Below are 19,282 nucleotides of genomic sequence, written 5' to 3' on the forward strand. Positions count from 1 at the left end.
CTGGCAGGTTGTTCGAGGTGCCCTGAAGTCGCTCCCACAGGGGCTTGCGGCGAGCCCGCCGGGTGCACTGTGGGAGGGACTTCAGTCCCGACGCATTGCGCCATCGGAAGGCTCACCACCTCGCGCGTCGCGGATGCATGACCGCTGACTGCTGCGGAACGGCGCGATGCGTGACGGACACCGGTGGTTGGCGCTGTGCCGAAGGCGCCCCGCGGGCGCTGCGCCTGCCGCACGTCGACGGCAGGCGCCTCGGTATGCGGCCGGCTCAGCGCAGCTCGCGTTCGAACAGCTTGAGGATGCGCTTGTACTCGTCCAGCCAGGAATCGGCGCGGGTGAAGCCGTGCTTCTCCAGCGGATACGGCGCGATCTCCCAGTTGTCCTTGTGCAGCTCGATCAGCTTCTGGGTCATGTCGACCGAGTCCTTGAAGAACACGTTGTCGTCGACCATGCCGTGGGCGATCAGCAGGTGGTCGCGCAGGCCGCTGGCGTATTCGATCGGCGAGGAGGTGCGGTAGGCCTCCGGGTCCAGGTCCGGGGTGTTGAGGATGTTGGAGGTGTATTCGTGGTTGTACTGGCTCCAGTCGGCCACCGGGCGCAGCGCGGCGCCGGCCTTGAACGTGCCGGGGCTGCGGAACAGCGCCATGTAGGTCATGAAGCCGCCGTAGGAGCCGCCGTAGATGCCGGCGCGGCTGCGGTCGCCCTGCTTGCTGTCGACCAGCCAGTCCAGGCCGTCGAGGTAGTCCTCCAGCTCCGGATGGCCCATGTCGCGATAGATCGCGGTGCGCCAGTCGCGGCCGTAGCCGGCGCTGGCGCGGTAGTCCAGGTCCAGCACGATGTAGCCCTTCTGCACCAGCAGGTTGTGGAACATCTGCTCGCGGAAGTACGGGGTGTAGCGCGCCGACACGTTCTGCAGGTAGCCGGCGCCGTGCACGAACATCACCACCGGGTAGAGCTTGCCCGGCTCCGGCTGCGCCGGACCGTAGTACTTGCCCCAGACGGTGCCGGCGCCGTGCTTGGACGGCACCTGCACGAACTGCGGCTGCACCCACGGGCGCGCCTTGAACGCGGCACTGCGGGTATCGGTGAGCACGCGCGCGTTGCCGCCGGCGGCCGGCAGCACCGCCAGTTGCGGCGGCAGGTAGGGGCCGGAGTAGTGCACCAGCAGTTGCTGGCCGTCCGGCGAAAGCGCGAAGTCCTCCACGCCGTCCAGCGAGGTCAGCTCGGCGACGCTGTCGTTGCGCAGGTCGAGCTTGCACACCTCGTAGTCGCCCGGCCACTTGCGGTTGCACAGGAACAGGAAGCCCTGGCCGTCGGCGCTGACCACCGGCGCGGACACTTCCCACTTGCCGGAGGTACGCTGGCGCGGCTTCTCGTTGCCGCGCTGGGTGTACAGGTGCGAATAGCCGGACTGCTCGGACAGCAGCCACAGGGTCTGGTTGTCCGGCATCCAGCCGAAGTCGTTGAAGCTCCAGTTGATCCAGGCCGGATCGGTTAGGCGGTGGCGCGGCTGCAGCACCGCCTTGTCCAGGTCGACGCTGGCGATCCAGCGATCCTTGTTGTCCACCGCGCGCAGCAGCACGGCGACATTGCGGCCGTCCTCGCTCCAGTGCATCGAGGCGCCGCTGCCGTCGCCGTCGGTTTCCACGCGCACCGCGCGCGGACCCTGCAGCGGCTCCTGCTTGGCGGCCTTGCGCAGCGCCGCCAGCGGATCGGTGCCGATGCCGGGCAGCACCGACAGGTCGAGCTTGCGTGCGCTGCCGGCCACCGCGTCGACCAGCCACAGGGTCTGCGCCACCGGCGAATTGCGCCCGACCAGGGTGCGCGCCTCCTGGAACTCGGCGTAGCCGGATTCGGTGACGTACTTGGGCATCTTGCTGTCGCGGCCTTCCTCGGCGCCCTTGGCGTGGGTGACCACCAGCAGGTGGCGGCCGTCCGGCGACAGCGCGCTGTCGTCGACCACCACGTCGTCGCCCAGGTACACCGGTGCCGGCGCGCGGCTGCTGTCGGCGCGGCGCCAGGCCTGCTCCTGTTGGCGCAGCAGCTCGCGCTGCGCGCGGTCGCGGGCAAGGGTCTCCAGCGTGCGCAGTTGCTGCTCGCGCAGCACGTCGGGCTTGGGCGCGGCATCGGGATCGCGCTCGGCCTTGAGCACCGCGGCCTGCTGCACGCCGCCGCCGGGGCTCCAGCGGTACCAGTCGTTGCCGACCCGCCACAGCGCGCCGCCATCGGTGGTGAACTGCGGCCGCGCGGCAGCCTGGTTGCTGCGGGTCAGCTGGGTCAGCGCGCCGCTGCGCAGGTCGCGCAGGAATACGTCGCCGTTGCGCACGAACAGCATGCGCTGGCGGCGTGCGTCGTAGACCGGGTTGGCCGCGTCCAGGGTGCTGCGCTGGGCGTCCTCGACCCGCTGCGCGGCGCCGCCGTCGACGCCCTGGCGGTAGGTGTCGCGCACCGGGCTGCCGGTGCGCTTGAGCTGGTACTGCACCTGGCGCCCGTCCCAGGCCCACCAGGCGTCCTCGACCGGCGGCCCGATCCAGTCCGGATCGGCCATGGCCTGCTCGATGGTCAGCGGGGCGGCAGCTTCCTGGGCCGCGGCCAGCGGCGGCAGGCAGGACAGGGACAGCAACACAACAGCGCTCAGGGCGAGACGACGCATCTGGAATTCCGGGCGAACGGCAAACCGCAAGCGTAGCAGTCGCCAGGGTGGCGGCGATTGCGCCGTTGGTCATGGGCGCCACCGGGAGCGGAGGCCTTGTAATCTTGGCGAGGGTGTTGGCGGACCCGCATCGGGTAAGTCGGCGCACGCGGTGGCTGCGCCATGATTGCTTGTCACACCGCGCGTCGCTTCAGGTCACGACGGCCTGGAATGACGCAGGCCAGGGTCGACACGCCACTGAGCAAGCATGCAAACGCTGGGGGAACCATGAAAAGTGTGCTTGTGTGGGCGGCGCTTGCAACAGTTGGCGGACCGCAAACGCACGACTTGCCGAAGACCGACTGCGCCTCCAGCTTGCGCCCGCTCGAAACCATTCAGCCAGCGCTGCCAGGGCGCACGGGAAGCCAGTTCATCGGCTCGATCTACGTCGCGATCGTGATCGAAAGGAACGGCGACGTATCGGTTGCCGAAATATCGAGGGTCGATATCAAGCAGTTGGAGAGAAGGAGATTCCCCGATTCAGGATACGCTGAAGCGGTGCTTGATGCTGTCGGACAGTGGAAGTTTCCCGAGGTGAGCATGCGATGCAAAAAGGAAGTCAAGGTAGAGTTGGCGTTGTCTCATTGATGGAGGCGCCGGGCTTGAGACGGGGCCCGATGAACCGAGCCTCGAACAGAGCCCTCTTTCCGCTATCGCGGTTGCGCCAACCCTGCGGCAATGGCGGCGCTGCGACAAACCGTCACATCCCATTTCGCCGCGCCGCACCAACAATAGGCATCGTTTCCGCTGCCTCAGGCGCTACCCATGGACGCCCTGCTGCTGTCGCGCATCCAGTTCGGATTCGTCATCAGTTTCCACGTGCTGTTCCCAGCCTTCACCATCGGCCTGTCGAGCTGGCTGGCGTTCCTGGAGTGGCGCTGGCTGCGCACCCGCGACACGGTGTGGCGCGATCTGTACTTCTTCTGGCTGAAGATCTTCGCCGTGTCCTTCGGCATGGGTGTGGTCAGCGGCATCGTGATGAGCTTCCAGTTCGGCACCAACTGGGCGGTGCTCAGCGAACGTGCTGGCAACATCCTCGGTCCGTTGCTCAGCTACGAGGTGCTGACCGCGTTCTTCCTGGAAGCCTCGTTCCTCGGGGTGATGCTGTTCGGCTGGCACAAGGTGCCGGAGAAGCTGCACTTCCTGGCCACCTGCCTGGTCGCCATCGGCACGCTGATCTCCACGTTCTGGATCCTGTCGGCCAATAGTTGGCTGCAGACGCCGGCCGGCTATGCGGTGGTCGAAGGCGTGTTCCACCCGGCCAACTGGCGCGAGGTGATCTTCAATCCCTCGTTCCCGTACCGGCTCACGCACATGGTGCTGGCCGCATTCATCACCACCTGTTTCGTGATCGCCGGGGTCAGCGGCTGGTACCTGCGCCGCGGCGAGCACCTGGATGCAGCCGGGCGCATGCTCAAGCTGGCGGTGGCGTTCGCCGCGATCGCGCTGCCGTTGCAGATCGCCGCCGGCGATGCGCATGGCCTGAATACGCTCGAGCACCAGCCGATCAAGGTGGCGGCGATGGAGGGGCACTGGCACGGCGAGGCGAAGGGGCAGGGCGTGCCGTTGGTGGTGTTTGCGGTGCCCAACGAGGCCGCCGAGCGCAATGACTACGAGGTGACCATCCCGCGCCTGGGCAGCGTGATCCTCACCCACACGCTGGATGGCGAGATCACTCCGCTGACCGCGGTGCCGCGGGACGAGCGGCCGCCGGTGAAGCCGGTGTTCTATGCGTTCCGGGTGATGGTCGGGCTGGGCATGGCGATGTTGCTGCTGGCGCTGGTCTCGCTGTTCTTCTGGTGGCGCGGCACCTTGCTGCGCCGGCGCGCGCTGCACCTGGCATGGAACGCGATGCTGCCAGCCGGGTTCGTGGCCCTGGTCGCCGGCTGGTTCGTCACCGAGATCGGGCGCCAGCCCTACGTGATCTATGGCCTGCTGCACACCCGCGATGCGGTCAGCCCGACGCTCAGCCCGGCGATGGTGTGGATCTCGCTGAGCGTGTACGTGCTCGCCTACGCGCTGGTGTTCGGCTTCGGCAGTTGGTACATCCTGCGCATGCTGCGCCACGGGCCGCTGCCGCACGAGCCGGCGCCGCGCATGCAGGAAGGCGATAAGACCCCCGCACGACCGCTGTCGGCGGCCGACGACGACATCGAGGAGACCCGCTGATGGACATGGCGACCGTATTGCCGGTGATCTGGTTCGGCGTGATCGGCTTCGGCGTGCTGATGTACGTGCTGCTGGACGGCTTCGTGCTCGGCCTCGGCATTCTGGCGCCGTTCGCCGAGGACGAGGATCAGCTCGACCTGATGATGAATACCGCCGCGCCGATCTGGGACGGCAACGAGACCTGGCTGGTGCTCGGCGGCGCCGGTCTGCTGGCGGCCTTCCCCAAGGCCTACGCGATCGTGCTGTCGGCACTGTACCTGCCGGTGCTGCTGATGCTGATCGCGCTGGTGTTCCGCGGCGTGGCCTTCGAGTTCCGCTTCAAGGCGCGCAGTTCCAAGTACCTGTGGGGCTGGGCGTTCGCGCTGGGCTCGCTGTGCGCCGCGTTCTGGCAGGGGGTGATCCTGGGCGCGCTGGTGGAAGGCATGCCGCTGCAGGACGGCAAGTACCTGGGCGGCGTGCTGGGCTGGTTCAGCCCGTTCTCGATGCTCACCGGTGCGGCGGTGGTGTTCGGTTACGCGCTGCTCGGCGGCAGCTGGCTGATCCTCAAGACCGAGGGCGCGATGCAGCGCATCGCCCGCACCCTGACCCGGCCGCTGGTACTGGTGGTGGTGGTGTTCATGGGCCTGGTCAGCGCCTGGCTGCCGTTCCTGGATTCGCGGATCATGGCGCGCTGGTTCCACGACGGGAATTTCTGGTGGCTGTCGCCGGTGCCGCTGCTGGTGCTGGTCAACGCACTGGCGCTGTGGCGGGCGGCGATGGCGCAGGGCCGCGATGCGCGTCCGTTCGTGCTGACCCTGTGCTTCTTCGTGCTCGGCTTCTTCGGCCTGGTGCTGGGCATCTGGCCGAACATCGTGCCGCCCGGGCTGACCATCTGGGAAGCGGCCTCGCCGCCGTCCTCGCAGGGGTTCGTGCTGGCCGGGCTGGCGGTGCTGCTGCCGGTGATCCTGGGCTACACCGCGTGGTCGTACCGGGTGTTCCGCGGCAAGATCACCGCCGATACCGGCTACCACCACTGACGGCGGCCGCCGCGGCAGGCCGGCTTGCCAGCGGCGGCGGCGGCGGCCAAGCTACCGGCTCCCGCGCCGTGCGGGTCATCGCCCGCCCGAGCCGCCGCCCCGCATGTCCGCCGTTTCCTCCGAGATTCCCGCCGCGCCCCTGTTGCATCCGCTCGCCGTCGGCGACGCGCGGCGACCGCTGGCCTTCGCCAACGGCGAACACATCGACCTGGCCACCTTCCTTGGCCACGTGCGCGGCCTGGCCGCGGTGCTGCCGGCCGGCCGGCACGCGCTGAACCTGTGCGAGGACCGCTACCGCTTCATGGTCGCGTTCTGCGCGGTGGCGCTGCGCGGGCAGACCTCGCTGCTGCCGTCCTCGCGCGCGCCGGCGGTGGTGGCCGAGGTGCAGCGCACCCATGCCGACTGCTACTGCCTGGGCGATCTGGCGCTGGCCGAGCCGCCGCCGCGCTACTGGCAGTTGCCGGACGCGCTGCCGTCGCTGGACGGGCCGATGCCGCAGCTGGCCGACGACGCGCTGGTGGCGATCGGCTTCACCTCCGGCAGCACCGGCGCGCCCAAGCCCAATCCCAAGACCTGGGGCAGCTTCCTCACCAGCACCCGCCAGGACCTGCTGGCGCTGGTCGGGCTGTGGCCGGACACGGCGGTGCCGCAGGTGGTGGCGACGGTGCCGCCGCAGCACATGTACGGCATGGAGCTGTCGATCCTGCTGCCGCTGGTGACGCCGCTGGCGGTGCACGCCGGGCGGCCGTTCTTTCCCGAGGACGTGGCCCGCGCGTTGGCGCAGCTGCCGGCGCCCCGGCTGCTGGTGACCACGCCGGTGCATCTGCGTGCGCTGGTCGAATCCGGCGTCGCCCTGCCGCCGCTGGCCGGCATCGTCTCGGCCACCGCGCCGCTGGCGCAGGAACTGGCCGCCGCCGCCGAGGCGCGCTTCGGCGGGCAGGTGCGCGAGATGTTCGGCTCGACCGAGACCTGCGTGTTCGCCAGCCGCCGCACCGCCTGCGAAGTGCCGTGGACGCCGCTGCCCGGCGTGCGCGTGGCGCCGCAGCCGGACGGCACCCTGGTGCACGCGCCGCACCTGCCGCAGCCGGTGCTGCTGGCCGACCTGATGGAAGTGGACGCCGACGGCCGTTTCCAGGTGCGCGGGCGCCAGGCCGACCTGCTGGAGATCGCCGGCAAGCGCGCCTCGCTGGCCGACCTCACCCGGCGCCTGCTGGCCCTGCCGGGCGTGGTCGACGGCGCGATGCTGCAACTGGATCCGGAACCGGGCCAGGCGGTGGGCCGCATCGCCGCGGTGGTGGTGGCGCCGACCCTCGACGAGGCCGCGATCCTCGCCGCGCTGCGCCGCGAACTGGATCCGGTGTTCCTGCCGCGCCGCCTGCGCCTGCTCGACGCCCTGCCGCGCAACGAGACCGGCAAGCTGCCGCGCGATCGGTTGCTGGCGTTGCTGGCGGCACGCGAGGACTGACGGGGCGGTCGAATCGCACCGGGATCTGGATCAGGCCGGCTTGGCAAGCGGTCAATCGACCGCTGCTGGTGAAACGCCGAGCCTGCATCGCTGCAGATGGTTCAGTGGGCGGCTTGCTGTGGGGCCTGCCGGTGTTCGTATACTGCGCTCATCGCTTCGCGCCGCAAGGATGTGCCGCATGCCCCAGCGGGCTTCTCTCGTCCTGATCGCCTCGCTGCTGTGCGGGGCCTGCACCCATGCGCCCGCGCGGACGCCTGCCGTTGCGCCTCCTGCCAAGGAATCTTCCGCCATGACCTCGTCCCCCTCGTCCGGCGCCGCCGATCAGGCCGCCGCGCCCGTGTCGCCCAAGCTGAGCGCCGAGCAGATGCTCAGCCGATTGCTGACCTTGCTCCGGACCAGCAGAAGCGTGGCCGACTTCACGCCGGAGCGCTTGCATGAGGTGATGGGGGTGGCGGTGGAGCGTGGGGAGAACGGCGTGGAACGTTATGGATTTGGCGAGCAGGTAAGCCCGGAGTGGGCTCATGGCTTTGAGGTCGATATGCGTGCCGTTCCTCCCCGTTTGGACTTCGGATTCAATCCGGTTGTCTCAGGCGCTTCGCCGCAAATGGGGGATATCTGCCAACTCGACTTCGATCAATTCACTCGTCAGTTGGAAGAAATGGGATTTGCCCGGCAGCGTAATTTCGATTCGCCTCCGCAGCCGGCACCAGGACAGCCGAACCTGCTGAATGGTCGGCTTCTGTACGACTCTTTTGATCGTCCGGGAATGCATGTGGAGGTCTATCCCGAAGGTGAGCATGTGTGGACATCGGACACAGGCAGCGGTCGTTCCTGCGTCAGGACGATCGTTGTCACTTGATCGCAGGAGAGCATCATGGCGGGGCTCAGTCCACAAGCTGAAACTGTCATTTCGGCATTTTCTACCCAACCTGGCGTCACTCGAGAGCAAGCGGATAATTTGCGGGCGATCGTCAACGCTTCTCCTGCATTGGTAGATCAGTTCAACACGGCAGTTGAGCGACAGTACCTCAAGCAGATCGTGCCATTGACCAATCCGAATGCTGGCGGTGAGTACGAGCCTCAGACGCAGTCCATGCGGATCCCCTTGGCGCGACTCACTGCGCTGCCTGGAGGCAGGTTGCCCGCTGCCGGCGAGCTGACATTCGTGTTGGGCCACGAGCTGCAACACGGTTTCAATGCAGCTGACACTGCGCGAGCGCGCGAAGCTTTCCATGACGCGGTGAAGCACATTGCGCGGCACCAGTCAGAGCCTCGCGACTATACCGAGCCTCTCAATACCTTGTTGGCTCAGCATCGGCGCGATGAGGCTGGAGCAGAAATTGCGGGATGGAACGCTGTCGTAAGCAAGGTGAAAGCAGTCAATCCCCATCCATCGCTTCAAGACATCTATCGCGAGCAGCCAGGTCGAATGGCTGACTTTATTGAGGTCAAGAGTGGGCCGCGTGGTTTGTCCTATGAGCTGAAGCAGAACTTGAGCATCAATAGCGATCTGACGCTGAGTTCAACCCCGGGCAATCTGGAGGCAATGGGGCAGAACTACTTCGATAAGCTGCCTAGAAGCCCCGGTGGCCTGGGCGCGCTCGGAAACTCTGACTATCCCAACTACTACGCAACCAATGCGATCTCGTTCATCGCACAGACGGAGCGAGCAAGCCATCCGCCACAACCAGGCAACGACACCCCACAGATCGCGCTGAACCTGTCGCGGCTGCATCTGCGCGAGTCGCTGCTGGAAGAGAACGGGCTGGATCTGGGCAGGGATCGGCGGCCGCTGCCGTACTTCGACAGCAGCATGCAGCCGCCCGTCGCGGGACTGCTGCAGCACACCGCCGACACCCATCGGCATGTATCGCCCCTGGCCAACGGTTTGCCGGAACTGACGACGCCTCCGGCACGCGAGGTCGACGTGGGCCGCAACGACGATCCCTCGCATCCGGGGCATCCCGATCACGCCATGCTGGAACAGATCCGCGCCGGCATGCGCAAGATCGATTCCGACCTGGGCAAGACCTACGACCACGACAGCGAACGGCTCAGCCGCAGCCTGCTGGCGGCCTGCAAGGACAACCGCGACATGTATCCGGGCGCGGCCGGCTATTCGTTGCCGGGCAATGCGCTGGAGCGGGTCGACCACGTGGTGCTGGGGAAGACCGGCAACCTGATCGCCGTGCAGGGCGCGCTGGACGACCCGGCGATGAAGCGCGCTGTCGTTCCGGTGGAGCGGGCGTTGGCCACGCCCGTGGAGCAGTCGGACCAGAAACTGGCGCTGGCCAATCAGGCGCTGGGGCAGGAGCAGCAGCGCACCACACAGCCGGAATTGGACCGTCACCTGGCCGCGCCGACGCGCTAGTGCATGTCGCCACTGCGTGGCCGGCGGGTTGGAATGGCCATGCGTGGGATGGAAGGCAGCGGCGCGAAACATCGACGCATACGCGCTTGCTGCGGTGCGCTCTGTTAGGTCCAACCTCCAAGGTGATTTGCGCTGGGCAAGCAGCGACACGGCTTCCGTCCCACACGGACCGCACTTGGGCGCAAGCCCAGGGGCAGTGCGTCGCGCGGGCGGAACCGGCGCGGCAGCGCCGGTGCCGGTACCCGCTCAGGAAAGCGCGGCGGCGACCTGCGCGAACAGGCGCGGCAGATCCACCGGCATGCGGGTGTCCACGTCGATCACCGTCCCCAGGCCGATTGGGCCGGGATAGTCGGCAAGCAGGTCGGGCGGCAGTTCCCGCAGGGGGTGTGCCGCGTGCTGCGTGCCCGTCGCGGCGCGCGCGCGGAAGCGGCGCAGGGTCTCGTCATGGCCGCAGTGGCAATGGACTTCCACCAGCCTCGCCTCCAGTGCGGCGATCCTGCCGCGCTCGTAGTCGCTGCGCGGTCGGAAGTTGGCTTCCAGCACCGCGTGCGGACTGCGCTGTGCCAGCGACCAGAGGACCTCCATCGCTGCGCCGCCGAGACGGCGCGATGCGGCGAGATCGCCGCCGCCATCGCCCAGGGCGTCGGTCAGCGTCTCCTTGATGAAATCCTTGCAGAACAGCGGAAAGCCCAGGTGCGCCGCCAGCGGGACCGCCAGCGTGGTCTTGCCGGCGCCGGGGGCGCCGGACACCAGGACGATCTTGCGTCGCCGTTCAACCATGCACGCCGTCGATCTCAACCGCCAGTTCGTCGCGGCAGATCACCGCGTGCAGCAGCAGGCGCGGGACGCGGTCGCCGAAGCGGGTATCGAGGGCGGCGGCGACCAGCGGCAGGTCGCCGGGCTCGCGCACGTAGACCTTGAGGCGGGTGCCGTCCCCAAACTGCGACGGGAGGTCCGGGGCGTGTTCGCGCGCGGCCGCCAGCAGGGCGTCGAAGTTGGCGAAGGTTTCCTCCAGCTGCGCCAGCAACTGGCCCTGATGCATGGAGGCGTGGCCGACCACGCTGGCGGTGCCCGACAGCAGCAGCGGCATGTCGCTGCCGGCCGGCGGCAGCATGGCGCGGGCGAAGCTGGGCGGCTGCGGGCCGTACTGGCGCGGGTAGCGGTAGGCGCTGACCTGGCGCGGGTTCTCAAGCGGGGTGCCGGCCTGCGCGGCGGCCAGCCAGTAGATCTGCATCACCCGCGCATCGTCGCAGCGGCCCACTGCGGTCGCCGCCGGCAGCTGGGTGGCGTCGAAATCGCCCAGCCCGCGCGCGCGGCCGACGCAGAAGCGCCGGTAGCGCTCGCGGTCGCCGCTGCCCAGGGTGATCGCGTCGAGGTAGTTCCAGATGCGCAGCAGGCGCGGGGTGGCGCTGCCGGCGACGAAGGCGCTGATCTGCGCGTAGGCGAGCGCGGCGGCTTCCTCGATGTCCAGGTCGACCTGGCGCTCGTCGATCTCGATGACGCCGAACTGCAGGCGGCCGTCGCTGGCCCAGGCGATGGCGCCGTCGCGGCCGCTGTGCACCGGGGCGTCGGTGCGCCACACCTCGAGCATGCGCGGGCCGTGCGGCTGCAGCGGCACGCGCAGGTAGCGCGGGTCGTCGTGGTAGGGCGCGGTCTCGCCGAAGCCGAATACCGCCAGGACGCGATCCTCGGCCAGCCACTGGCTGGGGTCGGTTTCGGCGACGTAGTCCACCTGCAACTGCGGATGGCCCTGCGTGTGGTGCGGAAACTGCAGGTGCGGGCGGCTCATGGTGTATCTCCGTGCAAGGTGTCGCCGTGGAACTGTTCGCGGGCCTGGCGGCGGCGGTGGCGCCAGGCGCGCCACGCCCGCGGCAGCATCGCCACTGCGGACAGCGCATAGATGGCGCGGAACACGCGCAGGCGGCGCAGCACCGCAAGGTTGTCGAAGACGTCGCCGGCGAGCATCGCCACCACCGCCTGTTCCACCTGCAGCACGTTGCGCGGCTGCGCGAACAGCTCGCGCATGGTCGGCGAGGTGAAGCGGTAGATGAACCACTTGAACTCGTCCAGGCCGCCGCGCAGGTGCCGCTCCAGGCGCCGCTGCAGCCGCGCCTCGCTGGCCGGGTCGCGCAGCGCCGCGTCGACCACGGACGCGCCGCGCTCGGCGCTGTGCATGGCCAGGTACACGCCGGAGGAGAACATCGGGTCGACGAAGGCGTAGGCGTCGCCGAGCATCAGCCAGCGCGGCCCGCTCATGCGCGTGCATTCGTAGGCGTAGTTGCCGGTGGCGTGCACCGGCGCCACGCGCTGCGCGCCGGCCATGCGCGCCACCACGTCCGGATTCAGCGCCAGCGTGCGCAGCAGGAACGTCTCGCTGTCGCAGCCCTTGCGGGTCTTCATGTACTCCGGGTCGCACACCGCGCCCACGCTCATCACGTCGTCGGGCAGCGGGATCAGCCACATCCAGCCGTGCGCGTGGCGATAGATGCTGATGTTGCCGGCGTCCTCGCCGGGGCGCCGCGCCACGCCGCGGAAATGGCTGAACAGCGCAGCCGACTGGTGCCGCGGATTGGCGCGCTTGAGCTTGAGCGTGTTGCCGAGAAAGGTGTCGCGGCCGCTGGCGTCGATCAGGTAGCGCGGCCGGTAGTGGCGCACGCCGTCGGCGCCGCGCGCCTGCACCGTCGGCGTCTCGCCGTCCAGCTGCACCGCCTCGACGCGGACGCCCTCGTGCACGTCGGCGCCGACCGCACGCGCCTGCGCGAACAGCACCCGGTCGAAGTCGGCGCGCGGCACCTGCAGCGCGAAGTCGGACTGCGCGCCCAGCGCGTGCGCGAAACGGAAGGTGTTGTAGCCGCCGGCATCGTTGGGGAAATCGGCGCCGAGCTTGAGCACGCCGATCGCCCGCACCTGGTCGAGCACGCCCAGCCGCTGCAGGATCGGCATATTCATCGGCAGCAGCGATTCGCCGATGTGGAAGCGCGGGTGGTAGTCCTTTTCCAGCACCGTCACCCGCCAGCCGCGTTGCGCCAGCACGATCGCCGCCGCGCAGCCGGCCGGCCCCCCGCCGATCACCAGCACGTCGGGCGTGTCTGCCGCGGCGTCGCGTGCGGTGGAGGGAGGGGAAGCAACAGCGGCGGACGTCATCCTGAGGGAACCTGCGGGCGCAACGGCGGGGCGAAACGGCATGATAGCGTGCCGTTCGCGGGCCGATGGTTGCGCCGCAGCGCCCGATGCACCATCTTGTCGCACCCGTCCTTTCGCCTGGAAGCCCCTGGATGTCTTCGCAAACCGCCGCCGAACGTGAACTGGCCGAGCTGCTGGTCGAGAGCCTGAACCTGGAAGACGTCCAGCCCGGCGACATCGATCCGGAGGCGCCGCTGTTCAATACCGGCCTGGGGCTGGACTCGATCGACGCACTGGAACTGGCGCTGGCGATCAGCAAGCGCTACGGCTTCCAGCTGCGCTCGGACAACGACGAGAACCGCCGTATCTTCGCCTCGCTGCGCGCGCTGTCGGCGCATGTCGAAGCCAACAAGACCAGCTGAGCCGGCCGACGCCGCGCCCTGGGCGCTGGCCCTGGGCGTGCTGCTGGCGCTGGCCTACTCGCCACTGGCGCACTGGGCCAATGCCGCGCACCGCCCGGACCTGGCGGTGCTGGCTGGCGCGGCGCTGGTGCTGATGGTGCTGGTGGAGCCGATGGCGCGCTGGCGGCCCTGGGCATGGGCGCTGGCCATCGCCGCGACCGCGGCGCTGGTGCCGCTGTGGCGCTCGCCGCACGCCCTGCTGCTGCTGGCCGCGCCGCCGGTGCTGTTCACCGCCTGGGTGGCCTGGTTCTTCGGGCGCAGCCTGCAGCGCGGGCGCACGCCGCTGATCACCCGCATCGTCGAGGCCCTGTACCGGCAGGCCGGCATGCCGATCACCCCGGACCAACTGCGCTACACCCGCCGCCTGACCCTGGCCTGGACCCTGCTGCTGGTCGGGCTGACGCTGCTCAACCTGCTGCTGGCGCTGTGCGCCCAGCCCAGCGGGGTGCTGGCGCAGCTGGGCCTGGCCTCGCCGCTGCCGATCAGCGATGCGCGCGCCTCGCTGTTCGCCAATCTGCTGGGCTACGGGGTCATCGGCGGCTTCTTCGTCGGCGAGTACCTGCTGCGCGGGCGCTGGTTTCCGCAGCGTCCCTACCGTAATCTGCCCGACTTCCTGCACCGGCTGGCGCGGCTGGGGCCGGTTTTTTGGCGCGATCTGTTGCGCTGACGCGCGAAGTGCAGGGGACGCAAGGGTCGTGCAGATCATCAAGGAAAACAGCAAGTTGCCGCAGGCTGGGATGCCTTCGCGCATGGCCTGGGCCGTGTGGAACGCCCTGCAACTGGCATTCACCCTGGCGCACACCGCGCTGGGCATCGTCGTCGCACTGGTGCTGTTGCGGCTGACCGGGCCGCGCCTGCCGCTGCGCATGGGCGCGCGGTTCTGGGCGCCGGTGCTGCTGTTCGGCGCCGGGGCGCGGCTGCAGGTGGAGGGCCGCGAGCGGGTGGACTGGTCGCGCAACCACCTGTTCGTCAGCAACCACCAGTCGATCATCGACATCTGCGCGCTGTTCATGGCGCTGCCGGTGCCGCTGCGCTTCCTGCTCAAGGACGAGATGCTGAAGGTGCCGTTCGTGAACTGGTATGCGCGCGCGACCGGCATGCTGTTCCTGGACCGCGACAGCCGCCGCGCCGGGGCGATGATGCGGCGCGAGGCGGCGGCGCTGCTGCGCCGTGGCCAGGACCTGTGCCTGTTCCCGGAAGGCACCCGCAGCCGCAGCGGCGCGCTGGCCGAGTTCAAGGCCGGGTTGCTGCAGGCCGCGATCGACGCCGGGGTGGACGTGGTGCCGGTGGCGCTGGACGGGGCGGGCAAGGTACTGCCGCCGACCAGCCTGTTCCGGGTCCGGCCCGGCGTCATCCGGGTGCGGATCGGCACGCCGATCCGGGTGAACGGCGAGGACGGCCCGCTGAACCGCCAGGAAGTGACCCAGCGCGCGCACCAGGCCGTCCGTGCCATGCTCGAACCCAGGATATGAGTCGCCCGTATGCAATTCGTCGTACCGCATGATCATCCCAGCCTGCCCGGCCACTTCCCGGCCCGCCCGGTGGTGCCCGGCGTCGTGGTGCTGGACCATGTGCTGCAGGCCGTCGAGGCGGCGCATGGCGCGCGCGCGCCGCTGCGCCTGCCGCAGGTGAAGTTCGTGCAACCGCTGTTTCCCGGCCAGCCGGCGCGGGTGGAACTGGACGGTACCGCGCCGCGCTGGCGCTTCCGCGTGCTGCGCGGCGAGGACCTGCTGGTCAGCGGCGAGCTGAACGCCGAGGCGGCGCCGTGAGCGCCGGCTGGAAGCACCGCCCGGAAGGCGGCGGCCATTTCGCCCTGTGGCTGATCCGCAGCATCGCCCGTTACGGCGGCCGCGCCGTCGGCCGCCTGCTGCTGTATCCGATCACCCTGTATTTCCTGCTGGTGCGCGGCCCGGAGCGGCGCGATTCGCGGCACTACCTCAGCCGCGTGTTCGATCGCCCGGCCACGCTGCTGGAGGTGGCCCGGCATATCCACACCTTCGCCTCCACCATCCTCGACCGGGTGTTCATGCTGTGCGGGCAGATGCACCGGTTCCGGGTGCAGATCCGCGGCCTGGACCAGTTGCACACGCAGATGGACCGCGGCCGCGGCGTGCTGATCTTCGGCTCGCACCTGGGCAGCTTCGACGCGCTGCGGGTATTGGCCACCGAGCGCCCAGACGTGCAGGTCAAGGTGGTGCTGGACAAGGCGCACAACCCGGCGATGACCGAACTGCTCGGCGCGCTGAACCCGCAGCTGGCCGCCAACATCATCGACGCCGGCATGGACAGCACCTCCATCGTCATGGCGATCAAGCAGGCCACCGACGAGGGCGCGCTGGTCGCGCTGCTGGTGGACCGGCCGCGCCCGGAGGATCCGGCGCTGCCGGCCGCGTTCATCGGCCAGGGCGCCATGTTCCCGACGTCGCCGTGGCTGATCGCCGCCGCGCTCAAGGTGCCGGTGGTGCTGGCGTTCGGGCTGTACCGCGGCGGCAACCGCTACGAGCTGGTGTTCGAGACCTTCAGCGAAGGCCTGGACCTGCCGCGCCGGCAGCGTGCGCCGGTGCTGGCCGCGCTCATCCGCGATTACGCCGCCAGGCTGGAGCATTACACCCGCTCCGCGCCCTACAACTGGTTCAACTTCTACGACTTCTGGAACAACCGCCATGCCGATGCGCCGCACCTTGCCGTGGATGCTGATACTGCTGTGCAGCGCCGCACCGCTGAGCGCCGCATCGCCTGAGGCGCCGGACGCCGACTGGATCCTGCAGAAGCTGGCGCGGCCGGCGCCGGTCAGCACCGCCTTCGTCGAACTGCGCGGCTCGGCGCTGCTGAAGACGCCGTTGCGGGTGCAGGGCGAGTACCGCCGCCCGGACGCGCAGACGCTGGTGCGCGAGGTCATCGCGCCGTACCACGAGACCACCACCCTGCGCGGCGGCGAAGCCACGCTGGAGCGCGACGGCAAGCCGCCGCGGCGCTTCTCGCTGGCGCGCGTGCCGGAACTGGCCGGCCTGCAGAGCGGTTTCGGCGCGTTGCTGTCCGGCGACCGCGCGCTGCTGCAGCAGCAGTTCAACATCAGCAGCAGCGGCACCCGCGAGCGCTGGCAGCTGCAGTTGCAGCCGAAGGATCCGGCCATGGCCGCGCACGTGCGCAGCCTGCGCCTGTACGGCCGTGGCGCCGAACTGCGCTGCATCGAGACCACCCCGGCCAAGGGCGACGTCCAGCGCACCCTGCTGGCCGGTGCCGCGCAGGCCGCCGGCGCCGTTGCCGACGGCGCCGCGCTGACCGCGCTGTGCCACGGCGACGCGGCGTGATCCCCGCACGAGGCGCCCGCCGGCAGCGTGCTGCCGGCCCGACGGCTGCGCGTGCGGCGGCTGATCGCGCGGCGCAGGGCGGCGTGGGGATGCAGCGATGAAGCGTGCCCTCAGTTCGAAGATGCGCATCTCGCTGGCGCTGCTGTGGCTGGCGCTGCTCACCGTGGCCGGGATCTGGCTGGGCAATGCGCTGCAGGTATCCGGCGACTTGCGCAAGTTCATGCCGGCCCGCGGTAGCAGGCGGCGGTCAGTCATGCCCGATGCCGCGCCCGCGGCCCCGGGTCTGAACGAGTGGGCGTTTGGGGAGCGGCTGTCGTGACACGCCAACTCAGTTCGAAGATGCGCATCTCGCTGGCCTTGCTGTGGCTGGCGCTGCTCACCGTGGCCGGGATCTGGCTGGGCAATGCGCTGCAGGTATCCGGCGACTTGCGCAAGTTCATGCCGGAAGCCCGCACTCCCGCGCAAAAACTCCTGCTCGACGAACTCGGCGAAGGCCCTGGCTCGCGGCTGCTGCTGATGTCGCTGTCCGGGGCCGATCCGGCCACGCTGGCCAAGCAATCGCAGGCGCTGCATGCCGAACTGGCCGCGCAGCACGACGTGTTCGAATTGGTCGCCAACGGCGCCGACGCCGGCCTGGACGCGATCCCGCCGCGCCTGCTGCCGTACCGCTATCTGCTCAGCGACAGCTTCGACGCCAAACCGCTGGATGCGCCGACCCTGCGCGATGCGCTGCAGGCGCGGCTGCAGGACCTGGGTTCGCCGGCGGCGGCGATGGTGGAGCCGCTGCTGCCGCGCGATCCAACCCTGGAAGTGCTGCACCTGGCCGAGAGCCTGCAGCCGGCCGGCGGCCCGCAGCAGCGCGACGGGGTGTGGTTCGACCGCGCCGGCAAGGACGCGCTGCTGGTCGCGCAGACCCGCGCCGCCGGCTTCGATCCCACCGGCCAGCAACGCGCGGTGGATGCGATCCACACCGCCTTCGCCAAGGTCAGCGCCGGCACCGGCAGCACGCTGACCCTGACCGGCCCCGGCGCGTTCTCGGTGGAGATCGGCGGGCGCACCCAGAACGAGGCGCAGTGGATCGGCACCCTGGATACGGTGGGGCTGATCGTGCTGCTGCTGGTCGCCTACCGCAGCTGGAAGATTCCGGTGCTGGGCGTGCTGCCGCTGGCCAGCGCCGGCCTGGCCGGCCTCGGCGCGGTGGCGCTGCTGTTCGACGGCGTGCACGGGATCACCGTGGCGTTCGGCTTCACCCTGATCGGCGTGGTCCAGGACTACCCGATCCATCTGTTCAGCCATCAGCGCCCGGGCCTGGATCCACGCGAGAACGCGCGCCATCTGTGGCCGACGCTGGCCACCGGCGTGGTCTCCACCTGCATCGCCTACGTCACCTTCCTGTTCTCCGGCGTGGACGGCCTGCGCCAGTTGGCGGTGTTCACCATCGCCGGCCTGCTGGTGGCGGCGCTGACCACGCGCCTGCTGCTGCCGGCGCTGATCGACCCCTCGCCGCGCGACCATGCCGATTCGCCGATGCTGGAGCGGCTGTGGCGCGGCATCGCGCGGCTGCCGCGGCCGCGCTGGTCGCTGCTGCCGCTGGCCCTGCTGGCGGCCGCGGTCATCGTGTTCGCGCCGGGCCCGTTCTGGCAGAACGACCTGTCCAAGCTCACCCCGGTGCCGGCCGACGGCCTGGCCCGCGACGCGCACCTGCGCCAGGAACTGGGTGCACCCGACGTGCGCTACGTGCTGGCGTTGCCGGCAGCCTCGGCCGAGGCTGCGCTGGCCGCGTCCGAACGCCTGCGCCCGCGCCTGGACGCGCTGGTGGCGCAGGGCGAACTGGCCGGTTACGACATGGCCGCGCGCTACCTGCCCAGCGCCGCCACCCAGCGCCGGCGCCAGGCCGCATTGCCCGATCCGGCGCAGGCGCAGGCGATCACCGCCGCCGCGGTCGCCACCACCCCGTTCCGCGCCGACGCCTTCGCGCCGTTCCTGGCCGACCTGCAGGCCGCGCGCACGGCGCCGCTGCTGACCGCGCGCGACCTGCGCGGCACGCCGCTGGCGACGCCTGTCGGCGGCCTGCTGCTGGAGCGTCCGGACCGCACCACCGCGCTGGTGTCGCTGACCGGGCTGCGCGATCCGGCGCAGCTGGCGCGCGCGGTGCAGGGCAGCGGCGCGCAACTGCTGGACCTGAAGGACGCCTCCGAGTCGCTGGTCGCCGCCTACCGCGGCCGCGTGCTCGCCGCGCTGGGCGTGGCCGCGGTGCTGCTGGCGCTGACCGTGGCGATCGCCTTGCGCACGCCGCGACGGATCGCACGCGTGCTGCTGCCGATGGCGCTGACCACGCTGCTGATCCTGGCGATCCTGCGCGGCTGCGGGGTCGAGCTGAACCTGTTCCACCTGATCGCGCTGATCCTGGCCGCCGGCCTGGGCCTGGACTACGCGCTGTTCTTCGACCACGCCGGCGACGACCGCGCCGACCAGTTGCGCACCCTGCATGCGCTGATCGTGTGCAGCCTGATGACCCTGCTGGTGTTCGCGCTGCTGGCCGCCTCCAGCATCCCGGTGCTGCGCGCGATCGGCAGCACCGTGGCGCTGGGCGTGCTGTTCAATTTCGTGCTGGCGCTGCTGATTTCGCGCGAGACCGCCAGCGAGGCCCGGGAGAGCCGCCATGCACACTGAACCC

18 protein-coding genes are annotated in these 19,282 nt (G+C 69.8%); 14 read left to right on the plus strand and 4 right to left on the minus strand.

Annotation, left to right across the window (positions count from 1 at the left end; translation table 11 throughout):
* Positions 1 to 265: 265 nt before the first annotated feature.
* Complete coding sequence (locus SLW56_RS19635) at positions 266 to 2,650, minus strand: S9 family peptidase (RefSeq protein ID WP_320695349.1); 2,385 nt, start codon at positions 2,648 to 2,650, stop codon at positions 266 to 268.
* Positions 2,651 to 2,917: 267 nt separating this feature from the next.
* Here SLW56_RS19635 and SLW56_RS19640 point away from each other — a divergent pair, with 267 nt between their 5' ends.
* The 6 genes from SLW56_RS19640 to SLW56_RS19665 all read left to right on the plus strand — a co-directional run bounded on the left by SLW56_RS19640 (position 2,918) and on the right by SLW56_RS19665 (position 9,710).
* A complete protein-coding gene (locus SLW56_RS19640) occupies positions 2,918 to 3,277 on the plus strand; it encodes a hypothetical protein (protein ID WP_043090522.1) in 360 nt (119 codons plus the stop codon).
* A 177-nt stretch (positions 3,278 to 3,454) separates the two neighbouring features.
* Positions 3,455 to 4,858: a cytochrome ubiquinol oxidase subunit I gene (locus SLW56_RS19645; RefSeq protein ID WP_320695350.1), complete on the plus strand. Its 1,404-nt coding sequence runs from the start codon at positions 3,455 to 3,457 to the stop codon at positions 4,856 to 4,858.
* Entirely contained in the window at positions 4,858 to 5,874 is a 1,017-nt protein-coding gene (gene cydB / locus SLW56_RS19650; RefSeq protein WP_152181435.1) for a cytochrome d ubiquinol oxidase subunit II, read from the plus strand. The genes SLW56_RS19645 and cydB overlap by 1 nt, the downstream gene beginning before the upstream one ends.
* 103 nt (positions 5,875 to 5,977) lie before the next feature.
* Entirely contained in the window at positions 5,978 to 7,339 is a 1,362-nt protein-coding gene (locus tag SLW56_RS19655; protein ID WP_267093118.1) for an AMP-binding protein, read from the plus strand.
* A gap of 289 nt (positions 7,340 to 7,628) precedes the next feature.
* A complete protein-coding gene (locus tag SLW56_RS19660) occupies positions 7,629 to 8,198 on the plus strand; it encodes a hypothetical protein (protein WP_157835182.1) in 570 nt (189 codons plus the stop codon).
* Positions 8,199 to 8,213: 15 nt separating this feature from the next.
* The gene (locus tag SLW56_RS19665; RefSeq protein ID WP_320695351.1) at positions 8,214 to 9,710 is read left to right on the plus strand and encodes an XVIPCD domain-containing protein; all 1,497 of its coding nucleotides are present in this window, start codon (positions 8,214 to 8,216) and stop codon (positions 9,708 to 9,710) included.
* Between the two features lie 246 nt (positions 9,711 to 9,956).
* Here the strand turns inward: SLW56_RS19665 and SLW56_RS19670 are convergent, their stop codons facing one another.
* The 3 genes from SLW56_RS19670 to SLW56_RS19680 are packed head-to-tail and all read right to left on the minus strand — an operon-like array spanning position 9,957 to position 12,854.
* Positions 9,957 to 10,460 (minus strand): AAA family ATPase, encoded by a 504-nt coding sequence (locus SLW56_RS19670; RefSeq protein WP_320695352.1) that lies wholly within the window; start codon positions 10,458 to 10,460, stop codon positions 9,957 to 9,959.
* Positions 10,461 to 10,482: 22 nt separating this feature from the next.
* The gene (locus SLW56_RS19675) at positions 10,483 to 11,499 is read right to left on the minus strand and encodes a pteridine-dependent deoxygenase (RefSeq protein WP_152247232.1); all 1,017 of its coding nucleotides are present in this window, start codon (positions 11,497 to 11,499) and stop codon (positions 10,483 to 10,485) included.
* Complete coding sequence (locus tag SLW56_RS19680; protein WP_267083985.1) at positions 11,496 to 12,854, minus strand: NAD(P)/FAD-dependent oxidoreductase; 1,359 nt, start codon at positions 12,852 to 12,854, stop codon at positions 11,496 to 11,498. Before SLW56_RS19680 ends, SLW56_RS19675 begins: the two co-directional genes overlap by 4 nt.
* A 131-nt stretch (positions 12,855 to 12,985) precedes the next feature.
* Between SLW56_RS19680 and xanC the strand changes: the two genes are divergently transcribed.
* From xanC to SLW56_RS19720, 8 genes are all read left to right on the plus strand, one after another.
* Positions 12,986 to 13,255 carry a xanthomonadin biosynthesis acyl carrier protein XanC gene (gene xanC / locus SLW56_RS19685; RefSeq protein ID WP_003470209.1) on the plus strand — a complete coding sequence of 90 codons (270 nt, stop codon included), beginning with the start codon at positions 12,986 to 12,988 and terminating at the stop codon, positions 13,253 to 13,255.
* Positions 13,230 to 13,961: a hypothetical protein gene (locus tag SLW56_RS19690; RefSeq protein WP_039726353.1), complete on the plus strand. Its 732-nt coding sequence runs from the start codon at positions 13,230 to 13,232 to the stop codon at positions 13,959 to 13,961. The genes xanC and SLW56_RS19690 overlap by 26 nt, the downstream gene beginning before the upstream one ends.
* A gap of 55 nt (positions 13,962 to 14,016) precedes the next feature.
* Positions 14,017 to 14,766: a lysophospholipid acyltransferase family protein gene (locus tag SLW56_RS19695; RefSeq protein WP_267084047.1), complete on the plus strand. Its 750-nt coding sequence runs from the start codon at positions 14,017 to 14,019 to the stop codon at positions 14,764 to 14,766.
* 9 nt (positions 14,767 to 14,775) lie between these two features.
* Complete coding sequence (locus SLW56_RS19700) at positions 14,776 to 15,063, plus strand: hypothetical protein (RefSeq protein ID WP_320695353.1); 288 nt, start codon at positions 14,776 to 14,778, stop codon at positions 15,061 to 15,063.
* A complete protein-coding gene (locus tag SLW56_RS19705) occupies positions 15,060 to 16,034 on the plus strand; it encodes an acyltransferase (protein WP_017908318.1) in 975 nt (324 codons plus the stop codon). The genes SLW56_RS19700 and SLW56_RS19705 overlap by 4 nt, the downstream gene beginning before the upstream one ends.
* Positions 15,958 to 16,605, plus strand: coding sequence for a LolA-related protein (locus tag SLW56_RS19710; protein WP_320695354.1), 648 nt, complete (start codon positions 15,958 to 15,960; stop codon positions 16,603 to 16,605). The genes SLW56_RS19705 and SLW56_RS19710 overlap by 77 nt, the downstream gene beginning before the upstream one ends.
* Positions 16,606 to 16,702: 97 nt before the next feature.
* A complete protein-coding gene (locus tag SLW56_RS19715) occupies positions 16,703 to 16,924 on the plus strand; it encodes a hypothetical protein (RefSeq protein ID WP_267083982.1) in 222 nt (73 codons plus the stop codon).
* Positions 16,921 to 19,278, plus strand: a complete 2,358-nt coding sequence (locus SLW56_RS19720) for an MMPL family transporter (RefSeq protein ID WP_320695355.1) — start codon at positions 16,921 to 16,923, stop codon at positions 19,276 to 19,278. Before SLW56_RS19715 ends, SLW56_RS19720 begins: the two co-directional genes overlap by 4 nt.
* Positions 19,279 to 19,282 lie beyond the last annotated feature (4 nt).

Source organism: Xanthomonas sp. LF07-6 (genome assembly GCF_034105445.1).
GTDB lineage: Bacteria > Pseudomonadota > Gammaproteobacteria > Xanthomonadales > Xanthomonadaceae > Xanthomonas_A > Xanthomonas_A sontii.

Bases quoted from the DNA above. Each gene is read 5' to 3' on its own strand.
- SLW56_RS19660 (WP_157835182.1), top strand. From the start codon at position 7,629: ATGACCTCGTCCCCCTCGTCCGGCGCCGCCGATCAGGCCGCCGCGCCC.
- SLW56_RS19710 (WP_320695354.1), top strand. From the start codon at position 15,958: ATGCCGATGCGCCGCACCTTGCCGTGGATGCTGATACTGCTGTGCAGC.
- SLW56_RS19645 (WP_320695350.1), top strand. From the start codon at position 3,455: ATGGACGCCCTGCTGCTGTCGCGCATCCAGTTCGGATTCGTCATCAGT.
- xanC (WP_003470209.1), top strand. From the start codon at position 12,986: ATGTCTTCGCAAACCGCCGCCGAACGTGAACTGGCCGAGCTGCTGGTC.
- SLW56_RS19690 (WP_039726353.1), top strand. From the start codon at position 13,230: ATGTCGAAGCCAACAAGACCAGCTGAGCCGGCCGACGCCGCGCCCTGG.
- SLW56_RS19655 (WP_267093118.1), top strand. From the start codon at position 5,978: ATGTCCGCCGTTTCCTCCGAGATTCCCGCCGCGCCCCTGTTGCATCCG.
- SLW56_RS19640 (WP_043090522.1), top strand. From the start codon at position 2,918: ATGAAAAGTGTGCTTGTGTGGGCGGCGCTTGCAACAGTTGGCGGACCG.
- SLW56_RS19635 (WP_320695349.1), bottom strand. From the start codon at position 2,650: ATGCGTCGTCTCGCCCTGAGCGCTGTTGTGTTGCTGTCCCTGTCCTGC.
- SLW56_RS19715 (WP_267083982.1), top strand. From the start codon at position 16,703: ATGAAGCGTGCCCTCAGTTCGAAGATGCGCATCTCGCTGGCGCTGCTG.
- SLW56_RS19680 (WP_267083985.1), bottom strand. From the start codon at position 12,854: ATGACGTCCGCCGCTGTTGCTTCCCCTCCCTCCACCGCACGCGACGCC.
- SLW56_RS19675 (WP_152247232.1), bottom strand. From the start codon at position 11,499: ATGAGCCGCCCGCACCTGCAGTTTCCGCACCACACGCAGGGCCATCCG.
- SLW56_RS19665 (WP_320695351.1), top strand. From the start codon at position 8,214: ATGGCGGGGCTCAGTCCACAAGCTGAAACTGTCATTTCGGCATTTTCT.
- cydB (WP_152181435.1), top strand. From the start codon at position 4,858: ATGGACATGGCGACCGTATTGCCGGTGATCTGGTTCGGCGTGATCGGC.
- SLW56_RS19700 (WP_320695353.1), top strand. From the start codon at position 14,776: ATGCAATTCGTCGTACCGCATGATCATCCCAGCCTGCCCGGCCACTTC.